14 protein-coding genes are annotated in these 18657 nt (G+C 36.8%); 6 read left to right on the top strand and 8 right to left on the bottom strand.

Features of this window, described 5'->3' with window-relative positions:
• Positions 1-47 precede the first annotated feature (47 nt).
• Entirely contained in the window at positions 48-764 is a 717-nt protein-coding gene (locus tag IGJ76_RS04195; RefSeq protein WP_071869050.1) for a hypothetical protein, read from the top strand.
• Between the two features lie 92 nt (positions 765-856).
• Here IGJ76_RS04195 and IGJ76_RS04190 read toward each other — a convergent pair whose 3' ends face one another.
• From IGJ76_RS04190 to IGJ76_RS04180, 3 genes are all read right to left on the bottom strand, one after another.
• A complete protein-coding gene (locus IGJ76_RS04190; protein ID WP_311798288.1) occupies positions 857-1732 on the bottom strand; it encodes an RICIN domain-containing protein in 876 nt (291 codons plus the stop codon).
• The gene (locus IGJ76_RS04185) at positions 1690-2235 is read right to left on the bottom strand and encodes a phosphatidylinositol-specific phospholipase C domain-containing protein (RefSeq protein ID WP_311798289.1); all 546 of its coding nucleotides are present in this window, start codon (positions 2233-2235) and stop codon (positions 1690-1692) included. The genes IGJ76_RS04190 and IGJ76_RS04185 overlap by 43 nt, the downstream gene beginning before the upstream one ends.
• A 225-nt stretch (positions 2236-2460) precedes the next feature.
• Complete coding sequence (locus IGJ76_RS04180) at positions 2461-4908, bottom strand: hydroxymethylglutaryl-CoA reductase, degradative (RefSeq protein WP_430596743.1); 2448 nt, start codon at positions 4906-4908, stop codon at positions 2461-2463.
• Between the two features lie 184 nt (positions 4909-5092).
• On the opposite strand from IGJ76_RS04180, the gene IGJ76_RS04175 reads away from it, so the two are divergent.
• Positions 5093-6253 (top strand): hydroxymethylglutaryl-CoA synthase, encoded by a 1161-nt coding sequence (locus tag IGJ76_RS04175; RefSeq protein WP_430596742.1) that lies wholly within the window; start codon positions 5093-5095, stop codon positions 6251-6253.
• A gap of 140 nt (positions 6254-6393) precedes the next feature.
• Here the strand turns inward: IGJ76_RS04175 and IGJ76_RS04170 are convergent, their stop codons facing one another.
• Positions 6394-7125, bottom strand: coding sequence for a class I SAM-dependent methyltransferase (locus tag IGJ76_RS04170; RefSeq protein WP_067484794.1), 732 nt, complete (start codon positions 7123-7125; stop codon positions 6394-6396).
• A 95-nt stretch (positions 7126-7220) separates the two neighbouring features.
• Positions 7221-9896 carry a cation-translocating P-type ATPase gene (locus IGJ76_RS04165; protein WP_067484791.1) on the bottom strand — a complete coding sequence of 892 codons (2676 nt, stop codon included), beginning with the start codon at positions 9894-9896 and terminating at the stop codon, positions 7221-7223.
• Positions 9897-10245: 349 nt separating this feature from the next.
• Here IGJ76_RS04165 and cls point away from each other — a divergent pair, with 349 nt between their 5' ends.
• Positions 10246-11697 (top strand): cardiolipin synthase, encoded by a 1452-nt coding sequence (gene cls, locus IGJ76_RS04160; RefSeq protein ID WP_067484788.1) that lies wholly within the window; start codon positions 10246-10248, stop codon positions 11695-11697.
• A gap of 107 nt (positions 11698-11804) precedes the next feature.
• On the opposite strand, the gene IGJ76_RS04155 is transcribed toward cls, so the two are convergent.
• From IGJ76_RS04155 to IGJ76_RS04145, 3 genes are all read right to left on the bottom strand, one after another.
• Positions 11805-12245 (bottom strand): universal stress protein, encoded by a 441-nt coding sequence (locus tag IGJ76_RS04155; RefSeq protein WP_067484785.1) that lies wholly within the window; start codon positions 12243-12245, stop codon positions 11805-11807.
• Between the two features lie 66 nt (positions 12246-12311).
• Positions 12312-13718: a C69 family dipeptidase gene (locus tag IGJ76_RS04150; RefSeq protein WP_430596741.1), complete on the bottom strand. Its 1407-nt coding sequence runs from the start codon at positions 13716-13718 to the stop codon at positions 12312-12314.
• Between the two features lie 152 nt (positions 13719-13870).
• Positions 13871-15265 carry a glycoside hydrolase family 1 protein gene (locus tag IGJ76_RS04145; protein ID WP_218658140.1) on the bottom strand — a complete coding sequence of 465 codons (1395 nt, stop codon included), beginning with the start codon at positions 15263-15265 and terminating at the stop codon, positions 13871-13873.
• A gap of 150 nt (positions 15266-15415) precedes the next feature.
• Between IGJ76_RS04145 and celB the strand changes: the two genes are divergently transcribed.
• The 3 genes from celB to IGJ76_RS04130 all read left to right on the top strand — a co-directional run bounded on the left by celB (position 15416) and on the right by IGJ76_RS04130 (position 18632).
• The gene (gene celB / locus IGJ76_RS04140; protein ID WP_430596740.1) at positions 15416-16684 is read left to right on the top strand and encodes a PTS cellobiose transporter subunit IIC; all 1269 of its coding nucleotides are present in this window, start codon (positions 15416-15418) and stop codon (positions 16682-16684) included.
• 126 nt (positions 16685-16810) lie between these two features.
• Positions 16811-17530, top strand: coding sequence for a GntR family transcriptional regulator (locus tag IGJ76_RS04135; RefSeq protein WP_067484773.1), 720 nt, complete (start codon positions 16811-16813; stop codon positions 17528-17530).
• Between the two features lie 130 nt (positions 17531-17660).
• Positions 17661-18632 (top strand): ring-cleaving dioxygenase, encoded by a 972-nt coding sequence (locus IGJ76_RS04130; protein WP_430596739.1) that lies wholly within the window; start codon positions 17661-17663, stop codon positions 18630-18632.
• Positions 18633-18657 lie beyond the last annotated feature (25 nt).

Genomic DNA, 18657 nt, shown 5'->3' with positions numbered 1-18657 from the left:
TTTTCTTATAATCGATAAGGTATGAGTGAAGGAGAGAAATCAAAAATATGAAGAAAAAACAAAAACAAAAATTATTAAATCAATTTCGTCCCTCTTTAGATGGAATTAGAAGTCAACTATTCAATTCATTAGAAGAAGAAAGTTTACGTCGTTACGGCTTACCTTTACAAGTAATGCTTGATCCAAAGAATCGTCAAATTTTAACAATTGGTTTGGCTGGAAATTCAAACGAATCAACTCGTATTAACGTACCAATTGATGAGAACTTTACGAGTGTGTTAAAACGCATTCGTTCTGGTGAACAAGATATCTTTGAACGTTTTCGTGATAACTTGTTGATTGAAATTGTTTCTTATTGGAACGATCAACGAATGAAAAACGATGAACCAACTGCAGAAGTTGTTTCAACTCCAGTCGCTCCTGTTGCTGAAGTGAAAGAAGAAAAAACAGAAAAATCAGTTGCAACTGAAGAAGTCAACGCAGAACCTGTCACTGAGGAAGCACCAGCAACAACTTCTAACTTAACCTTTGATCAGTTTGCAGCCGCTGTTGCAGAATATCCAAAATTCTATGTTGAAAAAACAGCAGATGCTGCAATCGTTTTTGAAAAAACAGCAGATGAGCCACGCCAATTAGCTGAAATCTCAATGACTTCTGAAAACGAGTTTACAGTTGAAAAAGCACTTGAAAGAAAGTATAAAGTGAAATTAACGCTTGTACCATTAATTGAGCAATTTGCGGCAATGCCAATTGTTAATCGCTAATAGCTAATAATAAAAAAGATGACATCCATGCGTATGGCCCTTCCGTTAGACAAAAAATCTAACGAAAGGACAGACATGGGTGTCATCTTTTCTTATCTGATTACATTTATCACAAATTTTTGATTTGTTTTTCCTGTATACGGGTAAGTAATCAACTCACCGGATTGATTATGAACACTGTTTTTTACATCTAGGTAAAGATTACTTGCACAATTTTTTAAGTAGTATACCTTGTTCTTGCCATGTTCTCCTGCTGGAATAAGTTGCCATAATCCCCTGTTACTGTCGCCCGCACGTTCAATCACAACATTATATCGTGATGTATTATAAGGGGTAGTTGCTTGTCTTAGTGCAAGGTGACCATAGTCATATGTATGTATGCGATAGGCTTTTGTATTTGAATCGTACCACATTTGCCATTTTTGGTTACTTCCGTTTTTATTTGGATAAATAATACCCAAATCGTTGGCTTGGTTCCAGTCGACAATTTTATTTGTATCCAGTAAAGTTTGGATTGTTACAATCGAGCTATCGTATACTCCATAGTTCTCTGGATTTTTTAAAAGCCGTTGATTTAAATCAATAACACTATTCACTAACTCACTGCTCGGATAATCAGCTATTACGATCCCTGCATGTTTCACTTGGTTATTACGAATATAATCTACAACGAATGGATTCATTTTTCCTGCAAAGCCTTTAATTTGATAAAAGAAATTTGATGCACTTAAATAATTAATATATTTAATATTATCTGTTCCTCCACTCTTTGTGGATTTTACCAATTGTTGCTCAATTGCCCAGCGTTTATCTTCAGGATTCACTGGCTCCCAATAATCTTGAATATCAAATTGACTTGGATAGGAGATTCCAACACTATTTCCCAAAAAATTGCGTAAAATGACGATTTTCCCTCTCGTTTCGCCTAAAGTTGGATTACTATTTCCGTAATAAAAAAATCTTTCCAACAACTATTTTTTAGGTATTTTTCATTTAAAACTTGATTGAATATCTGATCGTTTACTGAACTATTTTCTTGCTTCAGACGCATATAAACAACTTCACTTGGATTTTTTGTAAGAAAACTCGTTACTTGATTCAAAACATCGCCAAACATTTGATTCAAATAAAAACTACCATGATGCATCGCAAAAGAACCATTTGTTTCACACACACGCGCATCTAAAAAGCGGATTCCATTAGTCAATTGTCTCGTGATATCAATACTTTGTGTCTTCACATACCCCAGTCCCACAGTGTCTTTGATAGCATGTGTTGCTGAATCGTGTGTTCCTGGAATTGACAGCTCTGAAAGGCGTGTATTATCTTTAAGTTCATTCATCCAGTATCTATTTTTTGCTCGACCTTCCCAATAAAAATCACTCATCTCAGCATTTACCGTTATTGCTGGTACTATACATCCCAAAAAAATTATTCCTACGAACAACATCTGCCATACTTTCTTTCTCATAGATTCTCTCCTTCATATTTATTTTTGTTACTTTTTTATTTTATCATTTATACATTTAATTAAAAAAACGATAACTTAAGTAATGACAGTGTTCCAAAGAAAATAATATAATGTTATAAAAAATACAATCTATCTTATCTTAAGATATTAAAAAGCAAAAAAACTAAGACTATAAATTTGCCCCAGTTTTTGCCTATCTATCAAAAATAGTTTATTCAATTGATTTTATGTTGCTTGCTGAACATCAAGTAATATTTCTTTCGCAATTTCTTGGTTCATTTTTGCTTTACTTCTTAGTGCTTGCGCAACTTGCTCGATTTCGGCTCCTTTTGCACCAACAGTCATCGCTAATGTTCTTGCTTGAAGTGCCATGTGTCCTTTTTGGATACCGTCAGTTACTAACGCACGTAACGCAGCCAGATTTTGAGCCAAACCAACGGCTGCAATTAGTTGTGCAAGTTCTTTTGCAGAATCGACGTTTAGTAGCTCAAAAGACGCTGCAGCTTTTGGTAATACCTTTGATGCACCACCAACACTTGCCACAGCTAACGGCAATGTGATTTCTCCAACCAAACCATCCTCAGTTACACGCCATTGTGTCAAGCCTTCGTAGTGGCCATTTTTAGCAGCATAGGCATGGATAGCTGCGCCCGTTGCGCGAGTATCGTTACCTGTTGCTAAAATAACTGCATCGATTCCGTTCATGATTCCTTTGTTATGCGTTGCTGCACGGTAAGGATCTAATTTAGCATATTCTGCAGCTTGTTGGATTTTTTTAGCAATTTGTTCACCCATTTGACGATCAGCAGCTAACCGATCAAATGGAATAATACAATGAGCGGTTGCCAAAGACTCAGTGGCTAAATTACTTAAAATACTAAACAAAATTTCTCTTTCTGGAAACCATTCACGAAGTTTTGTCGCCACACCTTCTAGAATAGCATTAACAATATTGGCACCCATCGCATCTTTCACATCAATCAAAAAATCAATTGATAAGTAAGCTTGGTCTTCTCCCTGAAATTCGCGACTTGCGATTTCACGAACTCCTCCACCACGTTTAACAATGGATGGATAGCTGTCATTTGCGCACAGAATCAATTCTTCTCTGCGTTCTTCAAGTGCTTGAATGATGTCCTGATACGCTTGTTGACCAGCTAAAACAATTTGCCCACGCATCAATCGTTGTGGTGTTTCTGCCTTGATATCTCCACATAATTTTGCACCATTACTGGCTGCTGCAATCACTGAGGGTTCTTCTGTAGCCATTGGAATCCATTTTTTAATCCCATTAATTTTAAAATGCTGTGCAACGCCTAAGGGAATTTCAACTTCACTGATTTGATTTTCAATCAAGTGATTCGCTATTTCTTCGGGTAATGTTTGTTGAGCAAGCAGGTCAGCAGTGTTTTCTGTTAGCTCACCTTCTTCAACTAATTGTTTTCGGCGTTGTGCTGGCGTCAACTGATAGAACTTTTTTTTTTGTAAAAATTGTTCTTCATTCCATTCTAGATTTGCTTCAAGTAACATCGCTAATCCTAGACCACCACCAATGCATAATGAAGCGACACCATAGCGTTCTTCTTCTCTTAATAGCCCATAGCCTAAAGTTGTCAAGATTCGAGCACCACTTGCACCGATTGGATGGCCTAAAGCAATGCTACCGCCATAAATATTGACTTTGTCACTTTCCAACTGAAGTTCCTGATTCACAACAAATGAAGAAGCTGCAAAGGCCTCGTTGATTTCAAATAAACCAATTTCTTCTAAAGGAATATCCGTTTTAGCCATCAAATGATTAATGGCAGTAATTGGCGCAATGCCCATCATTGATGGGTCGATACCGACTTCCGCTACTGCTTTGATTGTCGCCAAATAAGGAAGATCATTTGCGATAGCATATTCTTTTGAAGCCAAAATTAATACAGAGGCTCCATCATTTAATGGCGAGGCGTTTCCTGCCGTTACTGTTCCATCCTCAGCAAATACGGTACGTAATGTTCCTAATTTTTCTACCGTACTGTTTCCGCGAATAGATTCATCTGTTGCTAACCAGTGCGTTTCCTCAACTTCAATTGGAATAATTTCTTCCTTAAAAACGCCTGCTTCTGTTGCTTTAGCTGCTTTAAGTTGTGAAGCAAGTGCATATTCATCTTGTTCTTTTCTAGTAATGTGATAATGTTGGGCAACATTTTCAGCTGTTAATCCCATATGCGTATTTGAAAAAGCATCGGTTAATCCATCATTGACCATGCTTGAAATTGGTTCACCATAACTATTTGTTTCAGATTCATAAGGTTGAAGCAAAGGTGCTCTGGACATACTTTCCGTCCCACCAGCGATAACGACTTGTGCTTCACCTAATTGAATCAATTGGCGTGCTAAAATAACTGCTTTCATTCCTGAACCACATACTTCATTGACTGTCATCGCGGGGACACTTGTAGGAATCCCACTGTTGATTGAAATTTGTCTAGCAACATTTTGGCCATTACCGGCTTGCAAAACATTTCCAAAAATGACTTGGTCAATTTGTTCTTTGTTGATACCAGTTTTTTTCAATAATTCTTTCGTAGTCAAAGTTCCTAATTCGACAGCAGAAAAACGGCTCAAGCTCCCACGGTATTTACCTATAGGGGTTCTTGCAGCATCTATAATTACGACTTCTTTCAAGTAAGCCACCTCCTACAAAAATATAACATTCTTTCAAGTAAAAACAAATAGCTCACTACTATCGACAGTTTTTTCCGCTTGAAAATTTTAACAATCCTTAAATATTATCTTTTTTATATTCCTTTTAAACATTTTGTGATACTTTATTAAAGTAAGTTTTAATTATGAGTGAAGAGGTGTTGAAATGAAAATCGGGATTGATCGTCTTTCCTTTTTTATTCCAAATTTATATTTAGACATGACAGAGCTAGCTGAGAGTCGTGGAGATGATCCTGCCAAATATCATATTGGTATTGGACAAGATCAAATGGCGGTTAACCGCGCAACAGAAGACATCATCACTTTAGGAGCGAATGCTGCTAGTAAATTAGTTACAGCTGAAGACCGTGAACAGATCGACATGGTCATCGTTGGAACAGAATCTGGTGTTGACCATTCAAAAGCCAGTGCCGTCATTATTCATCATTTATTAAAAATCCAACCATTTGCTCGTTCATTTGAAGTAAAGGAAGCTTGTTATGGAGGGACCGCTGCTTTACATATGGCAAAGGAATATGTCCGCAATCATCCTGAACGAAAAGTTTTAGTGATTGCTAGTGACATTGCTCGCTATGGTTTAGCAACTGGCGGAGAAGTTACTCAAGGGGTCGGAGCTGTAGCGATGATGGTCACTGCCAATCCAAGAATTCTTTCAATTGAAAATGACAGTGTCTTTTTAACAGAAGATATCTATGATTTTTGGCGCCCAGATTATAGTGAATTTCCTGTTGTTGATGGTCCATTATCAAATGCGACATACATCGAAGCTTTCCAAAAAGTTTGGCAACAACATAAAAAACAAACTGGTTTGACCTTAGAAGACTATCCAGCATTATGCTTCCACATCCCTTATACAAAAATGGGGAAAAAAGCGTTGCAAAGTGTTCTAGATGAAACAGATGAAGCAAATCAATCACGTTTGCTGACTCGTTATGATGAAAGTATCCAATACAGTCGTCGTGTTGGCAATTTATATACTGGTTCTCTTTACCTTGGCTTGATTTCCTTACTTGAAAATTCATCTGCTTTGCAAGCTGGTGATCGCGTTGGACTATTTAGTTATGGTTCTGGAGCAGTAAGTGAATTCTTCACGGGAATTTTAGAAGAAAATTACCAAGATTTTCTAGATAAAGAAGACCATCAATCTTTATTTGATAACCGCCAACAAGTTTCTGTAGTAGAATATGAACAAATATTTAGTGAAACTCTGCCAGAACATGGCCAACATGCAGCATATAACAGTGACGTACCATTCTCAATTTATAAAGTAGAAAATGATATCCGTTACTATAAAGAAGCAGAATAAAAAGCAACTGCCCCGTACCAATCAACAAAAAATTGGTACGGGGCAGTTTTGTATTCAATCATGCGGATACGCTAAAATAATCAATTATCTTTTATTCTGATTACAAAAAGTACTATTCATTCTCACTAATTTTTTGAGGACTAATCCCGTATCTGCCACAGAAGCACGCGATACGTTACTGTCGTTGTACTGATTTGTTCAGCTTTTTGGCTAAATAACTGTGAAATTTTTTCTTTCAGCTCAGCTGTCATCTCTGCTTCATAATATTCAGTTAACAGCTCTCGTGAAATCGTCTCTTTGATCTGATAAGTAAAATCTTGTTTCTTAACTGGAATTTCTTTACTCTGTAAAAATTTTTCTATTTGGTTACTAATGAAGGGTGTGGTGTTTGGATCTCTCACTGCTATACCTAATTCGTCATCTATAACTGTGAAAAGATCATCTTCTGATTGGATTACTCGTACCATGACACACCATTTTTTCGCTTTCTTCATCAGTTTTTCAACTTGTGTTGTTTGAGTAAAAGCTGGATTTGCCGCTGAAAAAATCACCTCGTACTGCTCTTTAGAATCCAAAAACTTAGCAAAAGTTTGTTTCTTGAACACCACATTTTCTGCTCCAGAACGTTTTGCTTTTTGTTGCGCGTATCGTAACATTGACGCTGAAAAATCAATTAACTCATACTTAGCAACCTGTTCAGCAAGTAATGGTAGATAACGACCTGATCCACCGGCAACATCTGCTAGTGATTCTGCGGGCAGTACAGATTCCTTGTATAAAAAGTCTACGATGTCCGCAACGATTGGCACTTGTGACTCTTCTTGAACTGCGTAGTATTCTTCTGCAAATTCGTCCCATGCTTCTTCATTCATTTCTTTCACCCTTAATTTCAAAAAAGAAGTATGCCAATCACTTAGCACACTTCTTTTTGTTTTTCTAGCTAACTACTCTATGACTAATCACTTGTTTATTCTTTTTCTTTTCCATTTTGAACATGAACAATAATTAGTTTTGTGATTTCCATTAAAAGAATGGTTACAAAAGCAATCCCTAAACAAATCAAGATTTCTGATATGCCAAAAGCTGTTGGAATAGAAAAGACTTCTTTTAGTCCCGGGATCATTGTTAAGCTAAACAAAGCACTACATACAACTACTGCAATCAAGACAACTTTATTGGCAAAGAAGCCTGCTTGAATTGCTGTTTGCGTATTTGAACGTGCAGGGAATGTTTGTAACGTACGACACCAAATCAATGTTGTAAATGACATTGCTACACCAAATTCAGGTGAATGCTGCATCCCTAACCATTGTGCAAAGATAACCGCAATCCCAATCAAGATCCCACGATAAGTCACTGAAACCAATGTTCTACCTGTAAAGATCCCCGTATTTGGATCTCTCGGTGGGCGACTCATGGTTGCAGGTTCTGCTTTTTCTGTTCCTAAAGCAATTGCAGGTAAAGAGTCATTTACTAAGTTGATGAAGAGCAGCTGCAATGCTGTGAATGGATTTGACCAATCAGCAACCAATGCAAAGATGATTGCAATGATGGCACCTAAGTTTCCAGCAAATAGATAAGCAACAGCTTTTTTGATATTGTCAAACACATTACGTCCAACTTCTACTGCACTAACAATTGAAGCAAAGTTATCATCTGTTAAGACCATTGCCGCTGCATCTTTGGCAACATCCGTACCAGTTCCCATAGCGATCCCAATGTCTGCTTGTTTCAATGCAGGAGCATCGTTGACACCATCACCAGTCATTGCAGAAATATGCCCCTTCGCTTGCCAAGCGCGAACAATTCGAATTTTATTTTCAGGAGAAACACGTGCGTAAACGGTCACGTTTTCTAAGATATTCATCAACTCATCTTCTGATAAAGCATCTAGTTCTGTACCAGTTAATGCTTGGTTTCCTTCTTCAAAAATACCGATTTCTTTTGCAATTGCAACAGCTGTTGTTTTATGGTCCCCAGTAATCATCACTGTTTTGATTCCCGCGCTACGAGCTTCTTCAACAGCTTGTGTTACTTCTTTTCTTGGAGGATCAATCATTGCTAAGATTCCGACTAAAATCAGATCATTTTCATCATCAAAAGTTAAGTCTAAGTTATCGATTGGACGATAAGCGAAAGCCAACACACGTAAAGCACGATTAGAAAAGGCTTCGTTTTGATTTTGGAAATTGGTCATCAATTCATCTGTCATTGGTACAACTTCACCATTCAACAAGACTTTTTTACTACGGTTAAAGACGATGTCTGGTCCACCTTTAACCAACAAATATTTTTCATTGTCAAATGTATGTGCAGTTGACATCAATTTACGATCTGAATCAAATGGCAGTTCTGCTTCACGAGGAAAGTTTGAACGGATTTCTTGATAAGGTTGATTTAATTTTTCACTAAAATCAATAAAAGCAACCTCAGTTGGATCACCTAGTTTTGTTCCGTCTTCACTGATTGACGCATCGTTTGCTAACACAGAGATTTCAATCAAGCGACGTTCATCATCAGACCATTTTTCTGGATTGTCTGTAAAGTCTCCGGAATTGCCATTTGCTAAGTAATAATCAACAACCGTCATTTTATTTTGAGTCAAAGTACCTGTTTTATCGGTACAGATAATACTTGTCGAACCTAATGTTTCTACTGCCGGTAACTTACGAATAATCGCATGACGTTTGGCCATCTTATTTGTTCCTAAAGATAACACGATTGTAACGATTGACTGCAACGCTTCTGGAATCGCAGCAACAGCAACGGCAACAGCAAACATCACCGCATTAACAATATCAACAGTTAAGTCACCTGTACCTTCACCAAGGAAAATACGTAATAACTGGATGCCTAAAATCAGCAATGACAAAGCAAGAATTGCTAAACTTAACTTCTTACTAAATTTATCTAATCCACGTTGTAATGGCGTTGCTTGCTCTGTTGTACTTTCCAACAAACCAGCAACTTGACCAATCTCAGTGTTATTTGCAGTTGAAGTAACTAAGAATTTACCACGACCATATGTCACAATGGTTCCACTAAAAACCATATTTACACGATCACCAACGGGAACAGTATTTGTAATTTCAACAACTTCTTTTTCAGCTGCAGTCGATTCACCTGTCAACATACCTTCATCTACTTGTAATGAGCCAGCTTCTAATAAACGACCGTCAGCTGGAACGTAATCTCCTGCTTCCAGTAATACTAAATCGCCAACTACTAATTCTTTTGCTGGCACTGTTTTTTCTTTGCCATCACGAATGACGCGAGCGTCGGGTGCTGAAAGATTTTTTAATGCTTCTAATGAACCTTCTGCTTTTTTCGCTTGGACCACACTGATAACCGAGTTAAGCATCAATACCGCAAAAATAACGAAGAACTCAACATATTCGCCCATGATCATTTGAATAAGCGCAACAATCAGTAACACAATTACCATCGCATCTTTGAATGTTTCTAAGAACAACTTCCAAGTCGGCTTTTTCGGTGCTTCTTTCAATTGATTTAGTCCGTCTTTTTCCAGTTTTTCTTTTGCAAGCGTCGTGCTCAAACCATTATTTGAGCTGTTTGTTTGCTGCATCAACGAATCAATTGGTTCTTGATAAATCACTCGTTGTGCTTGTTCTTTGTTTTCCAAATTTCATCCCCCATTTAATCTTTTTGCTCCTAGTATTATTTGACTGAAAAAAAAGAGACCCAAGACAAATCAACATTTGTCTTAGGTCTCACCATTTCATACAATACCAGAAAACCAATTGGTTAACTTACTGTTGATATTATCGCAACGATTTGTTGCCGGTTACTCCCCTAAGGAGATATTCAACTGTACTAATATCCTATCGTATTAAATGACAAAAAGCAACTATTTTATTCAGTTTATTCAACTAATTCACTAGGTTTTCGTTGATTGAAGGCAGTTCTCCCACATAGGTTTATTTTTCGACTCATGTTATACTAACACTATTGAAATAAAGGAGGATAATTATTTGGTAGGATTTATTGTTTCAGCAATTTATTTAATTAATGCCGTTTTTGCATTGATAACTATTTTAATCAAGCCACGTGATGTCGCAGCAATTTGGGCTTGGCTACTTGTTCTGTTTGCGTTACCTATTGTTGGATTTGTTCTATATTTATTTTTTGGACGCGGTTTAACAGACAAGAAAAAATTCTATTTACGACAAAGCGACTTAAAGGAACTAGAGAATTTTCAAAATTTTCGTGATGATACCATCGAGCACTATGATTCTCAAACAAATGAAATCGAAAAACAAACCTTTGTTGACTTTTTCTCATCCTTGAATCAGATGCCTTTAACTCGAAAAAACGGACTTACATTACTCACTGATGGACAAGAAAAGCTAACCTCTTTACTAAAAGATATTGAAGAAGCCCAACATTCTATCCATATTGAGTATTATGCATTTGTAACTGATGAGATTGGCAATCAGATTTTGCGTTTACTAGAAAAAAAAGCAGCGCAAGGAGTTCAAGTTCGCCTACTTTATGATGCGTTTGGCTCACACGGTACAAAAGCAAAAGATTTTAACCAACTAATCGCTAATGGTGGAGAAGCTCAAACCTTTCTAACTTCTCAAGAAGCCCTGCTTCGTTTTCGTTTAAATTACCATGACCATCGAAAAATCGTCGTAATCGATGGAAAAATTGGGTATACTGGTGGCTTCAACATTGCCGATCAGTATGTCTACACAACCAAGAAATTTGGTTATTGGCGCGATACTCATATTCGAATTTTCGGTGCTGCTGCTTCACTGCTTCAACTTCGCTTTTTAATGGACTGGAACGTTTCCGTTTCAGAAGAAAAAAAAGTTGGCTATCATTTGGATTATTTCTTTAAGAAAGTTGACGAAAATAATGAACAACATGGTAACGCTGACATTCAATTAGTTTCAAGTGGCCCAAATAATGAACGCGAACAAATCAAGTTAGCTTTTATCAAACTGATTACTTCAGCCAAAAAACGAATTTGGATTCAAACACCTTATCTCGTTCTTGATGAGAGTGTGATTGCTGCATTAAAAATTGCTGCTGCTTCAGGTGTCCATGTTAAAATCATGATTCCAAATAAACCCGATCATCCATTCATTTACCGTGCTACACAATATTATGCACGACAATTGATTAAGGAAAACATTGAAATTCTAGTTTATGAAGCTGGTTTTTTACACGCAAAAACATTGATTATGGACGATGAAATCTGCATGGTTGGTTCCGCCAACCAAGACATCCGTAGCTATCGTTTAAACTTTGAAACCAGTGCAGTCATTTATGATCATAAATTTTTAGAGCAACTTTCGAACAAGTTTCTTGAAGATGAAGAAAACTGTTCTGCTATGACAACAGAGACAGTCAAAGAAATGTCGACTTGGCTGTTATTCAAACAACAAATTTCCCGACTACTATCACCAATTTTATAAAAACGACGAAATAAAAAAGCAATCCAGCAAATTGACGTATCTTATTGTGAAGCCACTGATTGGCTCACCTTCGTCACTTGTTGTTGATTGCTTTTTTTACTCTTTATTTATTTTACTACTAACACATTGCATGACGCATGGTTCACCACGTATGCAGTAGTCGAGCCTACCAAAACACGTTCCACTGCATTTAATCCCGTTGACCCCATAATAATCAAGTCGATTGGTTCCTTTGACTCATTGAAGTTAGCAATAAGTGTCTTAGGATAGCCGTAAAGGATATACGTTTCAATATCTGTCCACCCTTTTTCAATTGCTAAATTTCGATGAGCTTTCATTTGATTTTCTGCTACTTCATCGAGCTCTGCTTGTAAATTAGTTGTTACAAACGCAAAATCACCAAAATAATTCCCTGTTACTTCATTAACATATAAGATGTGCAAAGTTGCTTGGTTTCGTTTTGCAATCGCAATGGCTTCAAGAAATGCCTTTTCTGCTTTTTCTGAGCCATCAATTGCAACTAAAATATTTTGATATGTGTCCGTCATTGTAAACGCCTCCTTTTTCTTTAGTTTATCACTGTTTTTTTCTAGGGACAACCAATGTGGTCCTATTTAATCACCTAAATCAAAACGCAAAGTCATTTGTGTTGCTCCCTTTTCAACCATTTGACCTAGCAACGCAACCGTTCGATTGTAGCATTCTTCCGCAAGTTGTTGGTTGATTTCTTCTAAATAGTCGGTGCTAAAATCCTTTGTTGCTTGTGCATCAGCTAGCAACTGTTTATTTCTAAAAGAAGCCATACTTTCTTGTTCATAGTCAGCATAAATATCCGTAAAGCGGTCATAGTCATAATCCCCAATCAATGCTGCCATGCAGAATAACCAATACAGATGATTAAAATCAAAACTAGTCGACGTGTCAGAATAACGTGCAGGTGTTTGTTCAACATTGGTATAAAAAGGAACCAACACATTAAATGTATTAGGCCCAAATGCTAGCCATTGAATACCGGAGATTGATTTAGGAACATCATTTCGCAATTGTAAAATATGACATTGAATATTGCGATTGATGCCAATTGGACGGAAGCTTTTCTTTTGCTGATCTGTTCCCACGCCGTACGCATCAAATACAGTATCTTGATAATGTGAACTCAAAACAAATTTAATCTCTTCAACTGATATTTTTCGATTTGCATAGCAAATGAACGGCAAATCATCATCCATTGGATCTTGCACGATTTCTGGAGTGAAATATTTTTGGCCATACCAAGCACGTGGATTATTATAATGATGATCTTTGATTGTGGCACTCCCAAAAATGTGGCGCAAATTAAGTGCTTCCTCTGGATTAGGATTCAAGTGATTGTTTTCGATTAATTCAACTAAATCTTCAGAGCACATTGTATTTTCTGAATCCACCTCAAAAGTATCAATATTCATTCGGTTTGGTGCAATGACATACGCTTCATCAGGAATCTTGATTGCTGCCCAATGATGCCCGCCGATTGTTTCAAAGTACCAGATTTCGTCATTATCTGAAAACGCAAGGGCATTAGGCTCGTAAGTTCCATATTCTTCTAATAACTGACCTAGTCGTGTAACTCCTTCGCGGGCACTGGAGATATAAGGTAAGACAATCGTTAATAGATCTTCTTCACCAATTCCATTTTCTACATATGGATCAACACCTAAAATTCGTGAATTCGAAGTAATTGTTTCCGTTGCTGTCATCGCTACATTTGCTTGATTGATTCCTGCTTCACCCCAAATTCCGATTGAATCATCTGCATTTGGTGTGGCTGTGTATCGCAAAGGATTTTCAGGTAAGGGAATTGATACATGACTAATCTTAGACTCATAAATTTTAGGTTGAGATTCCGGTTGAACAACGATAAAACGTTTAGGTTCGATTGCTTTCTCACTGTCTTCATTTCGAGCAATCATTGTTGAACCATCGATGCTCGCCTTTTTACCAACTAAAATTGTTGTACATGAACTTTTTACTTTATTTCGCATGTTCTCCACTTCTTTCTCATTCGTTCTACTATTAGTCTACTGCGAATATTCCCAGAAGTGAAATGATACCCTACCAAAAAATTAAACTGGAGAAAAATTTTGACATTTCCTCCAGCCTTTCACATTCATAATTTACTTCATTGCTTGGTTAATCAATCAAATCCATGATCATCAGCTACTTGTTTAAACCAATGACCAGATTTCTTGATGGTACGCGCCCCTTCTTTATCTAAATCAACAGAAATGAAGCCGTAACGATTCTTATATGCATTTGTCCATGACCAATTATCCATGCACGTCCACATATGATAGCCGACACAATTTGCTCCTTCTTCAATTGCTTGATGAACATATTTCAAATGATCTTTAACAAATTTGATACGATAATCATCTTCAATTATACCAAACTCATTAACAAATCGTTCTTCTCCTTCGACGCCCATACCGTTTTCTGAAATGAAACATTTGATATTACCATAGTTTTCTCGCGTATTCGTTAAAATATCATAGATTCCCTTTTCGTAAATTTCCCAACCACGATAGGGATTCATTTTTCTACCTGGCATTTCATAATTATCAAAGAAGTCTTCTGGCATTGGTGATACTACATTGACCAACGGTGTTTCTTTTGCTTTGATCCGTCGTGGTTGATAATAATTGATTCCTAACAAATCAACAGTATTGTCTTTTATCAATGTTAGATCCCCTGGAACAATTTCGGGAAGCAAGTTTAATTCTTTAATAATTGTAACTAGATCTTCTGGAAATTCTCCTTTGACAGCCGGATCCAAAAAGGAACGATTAAAAAACGCATCCGCAATTTTTGCTGCTTTGACATCTTCTGGATTGCCATTATCCTTTGGATAGCTTGGTGTCAAGTTTAAAATAATCCCGATTTCTCCTGATTGATTCAGTTGATGATAAGCTTGAATTGCCTTAGCACTCGCAATATTTTCATGATAACCAACTTGAATTGCTTCCTTCAAATTAATATGGTTTGGAAAATGAAACTGATACAAATACCCTCCCTCAACAGGTACGATTGGTTCATTATGCGTAAACCAGATTTTAACAATATCTCCAAATAGCTCAAAACAGGTTTTAGCATAGTTCGCATATGCATCCACTGTTTCTCGATTGAGCCAACCACCTTTTTCTTGCAAAGCTAAGGGCATATCAAAATGATATAAGTTTACAAATGGTTCAATACCATTTTCTCGTAATCCCTGAAAATATTCTCGATAAAAAGTGACCGCAGTTTGATTAATCTCTCCTGTTCCCTTTGGAATTAATCGACTCCATTGAATAGATGTTCTAAATGAATTATGGCCTGTTTCTTTCATCAATTGGATGTCTTCTTTGTATTTTGTATAAACCTGTGATGTTTTATCTGGGCCAACCTCATTAAAAAATTTTTCTGGTTCCTTTGTATACCAATAATCCCAAATGTTTTCACCTTTGCCGTCTCCAGCAATGCGTCCTTCTGTTTGTGGGCCGCTTGCAGCAGATCCCCACCAAAAGTTATTTGGAAAGTTATATTTTTTCATTTTAAAGGTCCTCGCTTTTTAGTTGATAACGCTATCTTATCTGAGGAATAAATAAAAATCAACACTTTTTATACAAATGACTAGACATTTACATAAATCGATGCTATATTTTGTTTGTAATCGATTGCAAAAAACTTAGAGGTGAAAAATATGAATGGATTTATGGACAAACTTTCCGAAAAAATCATGCCCTTAGCCAATCTCTTAGGGCAAAATCGTTACTTGACCGTTTTACGTGATGCTTTCATGCTTTCTTTTCCATTAACAATGTTTGGTTCAATTGTTGTAGTTATCAATAATCTTCCATTTTTCAATGATGCGACCAAAGGAACTTTATCTACTCTCTTTGGAAATGGACAAAATGCAACAATGAGTATCATGTCAGTATTTGTTACTTTTGGTATTGGCTATTATTTATCTAAATCTTATGACGTTGAAGGTATTTTTGGTGGAGCTGTTTCTTTTGCTAGCTTTTTGATTCTTACTCCGTTTGTTATGACTACAGCTGGTGGCGAGGAAGTTTCCGGTGTACTTACACTTGATCGACTTGGCGCCAAAGGAATGTTTATTGGCATGATTGCTGCCTTCTTAGCAGCGGAAATCTATTGTCGTATTACAAAACGTGGCTGGCAAATCAAAATGCCTGATGGTGTGCCACCTGCAGTTACGAAATCTTTTGCTGCTTTGATTCCTGCTGTTGTAACATTAACAGTCTTTTTATTTATCAACGCACTTGTGACTGGTATGTTCATTACTAACTTACACGATGTTGTTTACGAAGTAATCCAAAAACCTTTAACAGGACTTGGTAGTAGCTTGCCAGCAACTTTACTCGCTTTATTTTTTGTTCAATTTTTATGGTTCTTCGGGCTTCATGGACAAATCATCGTCAACTCAGTAATGGATCCAATTTGGAATACTTTAATGTTAGATAACTTAGAAGCTTATCAAGCTGGTAAAGACCTTCCGCACATTATTACAAAACCTTTTATGGAAACATTTACTGTTGGACTTGGTGGATCTGGAATGACTTTGGCCGTAGTTTTGATTATGGCTTTCTTCTTAAAGAAAAAACAGTACCGTGACGTTGGCCGACTTGCCCTTGCACCTGGTATTTTTAATGTCAATGAACCAGCTATTTTTGGTTTACCAATTGTTTTGAATGCAACAATTTTAATACCTTGGGTGATTGCACCACTTGTTGTGACCACATTGAACTATTTAGTAATGGCAGCTGGAATCGTTCCTCCTCCAACCGGTGTTTCTGTGCCATGGACTGTCCCAATCGTCGCTAGTGGTATTCTTGCAACTAATTCATGGTTGGGTGGTCTTTTACAAGTGATTGATTTCATTATTGTTGGACTAATTTGGTATCCGTTCCTGAAAGTTTTAGATAAACAACCCGTGACTGATATTTAAAACAACAAAATTAAGACCAAAGCATTGGATAGTGTCTAATGGATTTGGTCTTTTTCTTTTCACTTCTTTCTTCTAGTAGTTGTTCGTTGTTCCAACTTTCGCTATACTCAAAGAGAGGTGAATGTCGTGCCAAAATATGAAGATATAGCGAACACATTAAGAGATCGTATTCGCTCAAAAAAATACCCACCAGATAGTTTTTTACCAAATCAAACTGACCTAGTCAAAGAATTTGATGCTAGTCGTATGACAATCAAAAAAGCAATCAATATTCTCGCAATGGAAGGTCTCGTCTATTCCCAGAGAGGTTCTGGAACAAAAGTTTTGAACCATCCTTTTTTCAAAAAAGATACTTCTCCAGCCAATGAATACGAGGGGCTTAGTCATCAGATGGCGCGACGTCAGCAGTCATTAGCTAGTCAAGTTATCCAGTTCGACGTTGAATTTCCAAATGAACAAATACAAGAACATTTAATGATTCAGCCTGAACAACCTGTCTACAATATTCAACGATTACGAATTTTAGAAAATGAACCATATATATTAGAGCATACCTATATGCCTATCCATCTGGTTCCTGGTTTAAAACAAGAGCATTTGCTATCTTCTATCTATGATTATTTACATCAGTCGTTAAATATTTTCTTTGCTGGTGCCTACCGAACAATTTCTGCAGATAAAAGCACAGAATTTGATCAAGAATACTTGAATTGTTCTGCAACTGATCCTATTTTAGAAGTTCAACAAATTGTTTACTTAAAAGATGGTCAACCAATTGAATATTCAACAAGTCGTAATCGTTTTGATGTACGTAGCTATTCGATCTTAGATGTTCAATCAAACTAAAAACGGACCCAAGCTGGGTACCGTTTTTTTCTTTTGCTAAAAGGACAGAATAATTGCATTATCTGCAGATTCTTACTATACTAGTGAAAATCAAACCTACTTTTTGTAAGTGTTTCTTGGAGGAACAATTATGGACACACAAATTAGAGGCTTACATCATGTTACAGCTATGACTTCCAGCGCAACCAAAATTTATCGTTTTTTTACTGATGTTTTGGGCTTGCGTTTGGCAAAGAAAACAGTTAATCAAGATGATATCGAGACGTATCATTTATATTTTACCGATGAAAATGGCGCACCTGGAACAGACATGACTTTTTTTGATTTTCCTTATCGATCTAAAGGTTCTAAAGGAACAAATAGTATTTCTCGCGTTTCTTTCCGTGTTCCTGACGACTCTGCCTTAAATTTTTGGCATGAACGTTTATCAGAGTATCAAGTTGCTCATTCAGATATTAAGGAACGTTTTGGTAAAAAATATTTAGAATTCGAAGACTTTGATAATCAATCCTATCAATTGATTTCAGATCAACAAAATCATGGAGTTGCTGCTGGTGTGCCTTGGACAAAAAGCAATGTCCCTACTCAATTTGCACTTATCGGACTTGGACCAGTTTTTGTTCGAGTCAGCCGACTAGAAAATATTAAACAAATTCTCAAAACATTACTTGGATTTCATGAAACTGCTAAAGAAGGAAATTTCCATCAATTTGAAGTTGGCGAAGGAGGAAACGGCGCAACCATTATTGTTGAAGTTCGTAATGATTTACCTGATGCAATCGAAGGTTTTGGAAATATTCATCACCTTGCACTCCGAGTTGCTGATAAGCAAGCTTTGCGCTACTGGATTCAACAAATTCAGCAAGTAGAATTGCCTGATTCTGGTTTTATTGATCGTTTTTATTTTCAATCTGAATATTTTTTAGCCTCTTCACATGTGCTTTTTGAATTGGCAACAGACGGTCCTGGTTTCTTTGAAGATGAAGAGAAAAATCATGCAGGGGAAAAGCTTTCTTTACCACCTGCTTTTGAAGAAAAACGTTTGGCCATCGAAGAGATCGTTAGACCTTTTGATACTAGCGATGCGAACATGCAACGTTAACAAAAATAATAACAACTCGAGGTGA

The sequence above is a fragment of the Enterococcus sp. DIV0175 genome, from assembly GCF_050529075.1.
GTDB lineage: Bacteria > Bacillota > Bacilli > Lactobacillales > Enterococcaceae > Enterococcus_B > Enterococcus_B thailandicus.
This window is presented reverse-complemented; position numbering and strand designations above follow the sequence as displayed.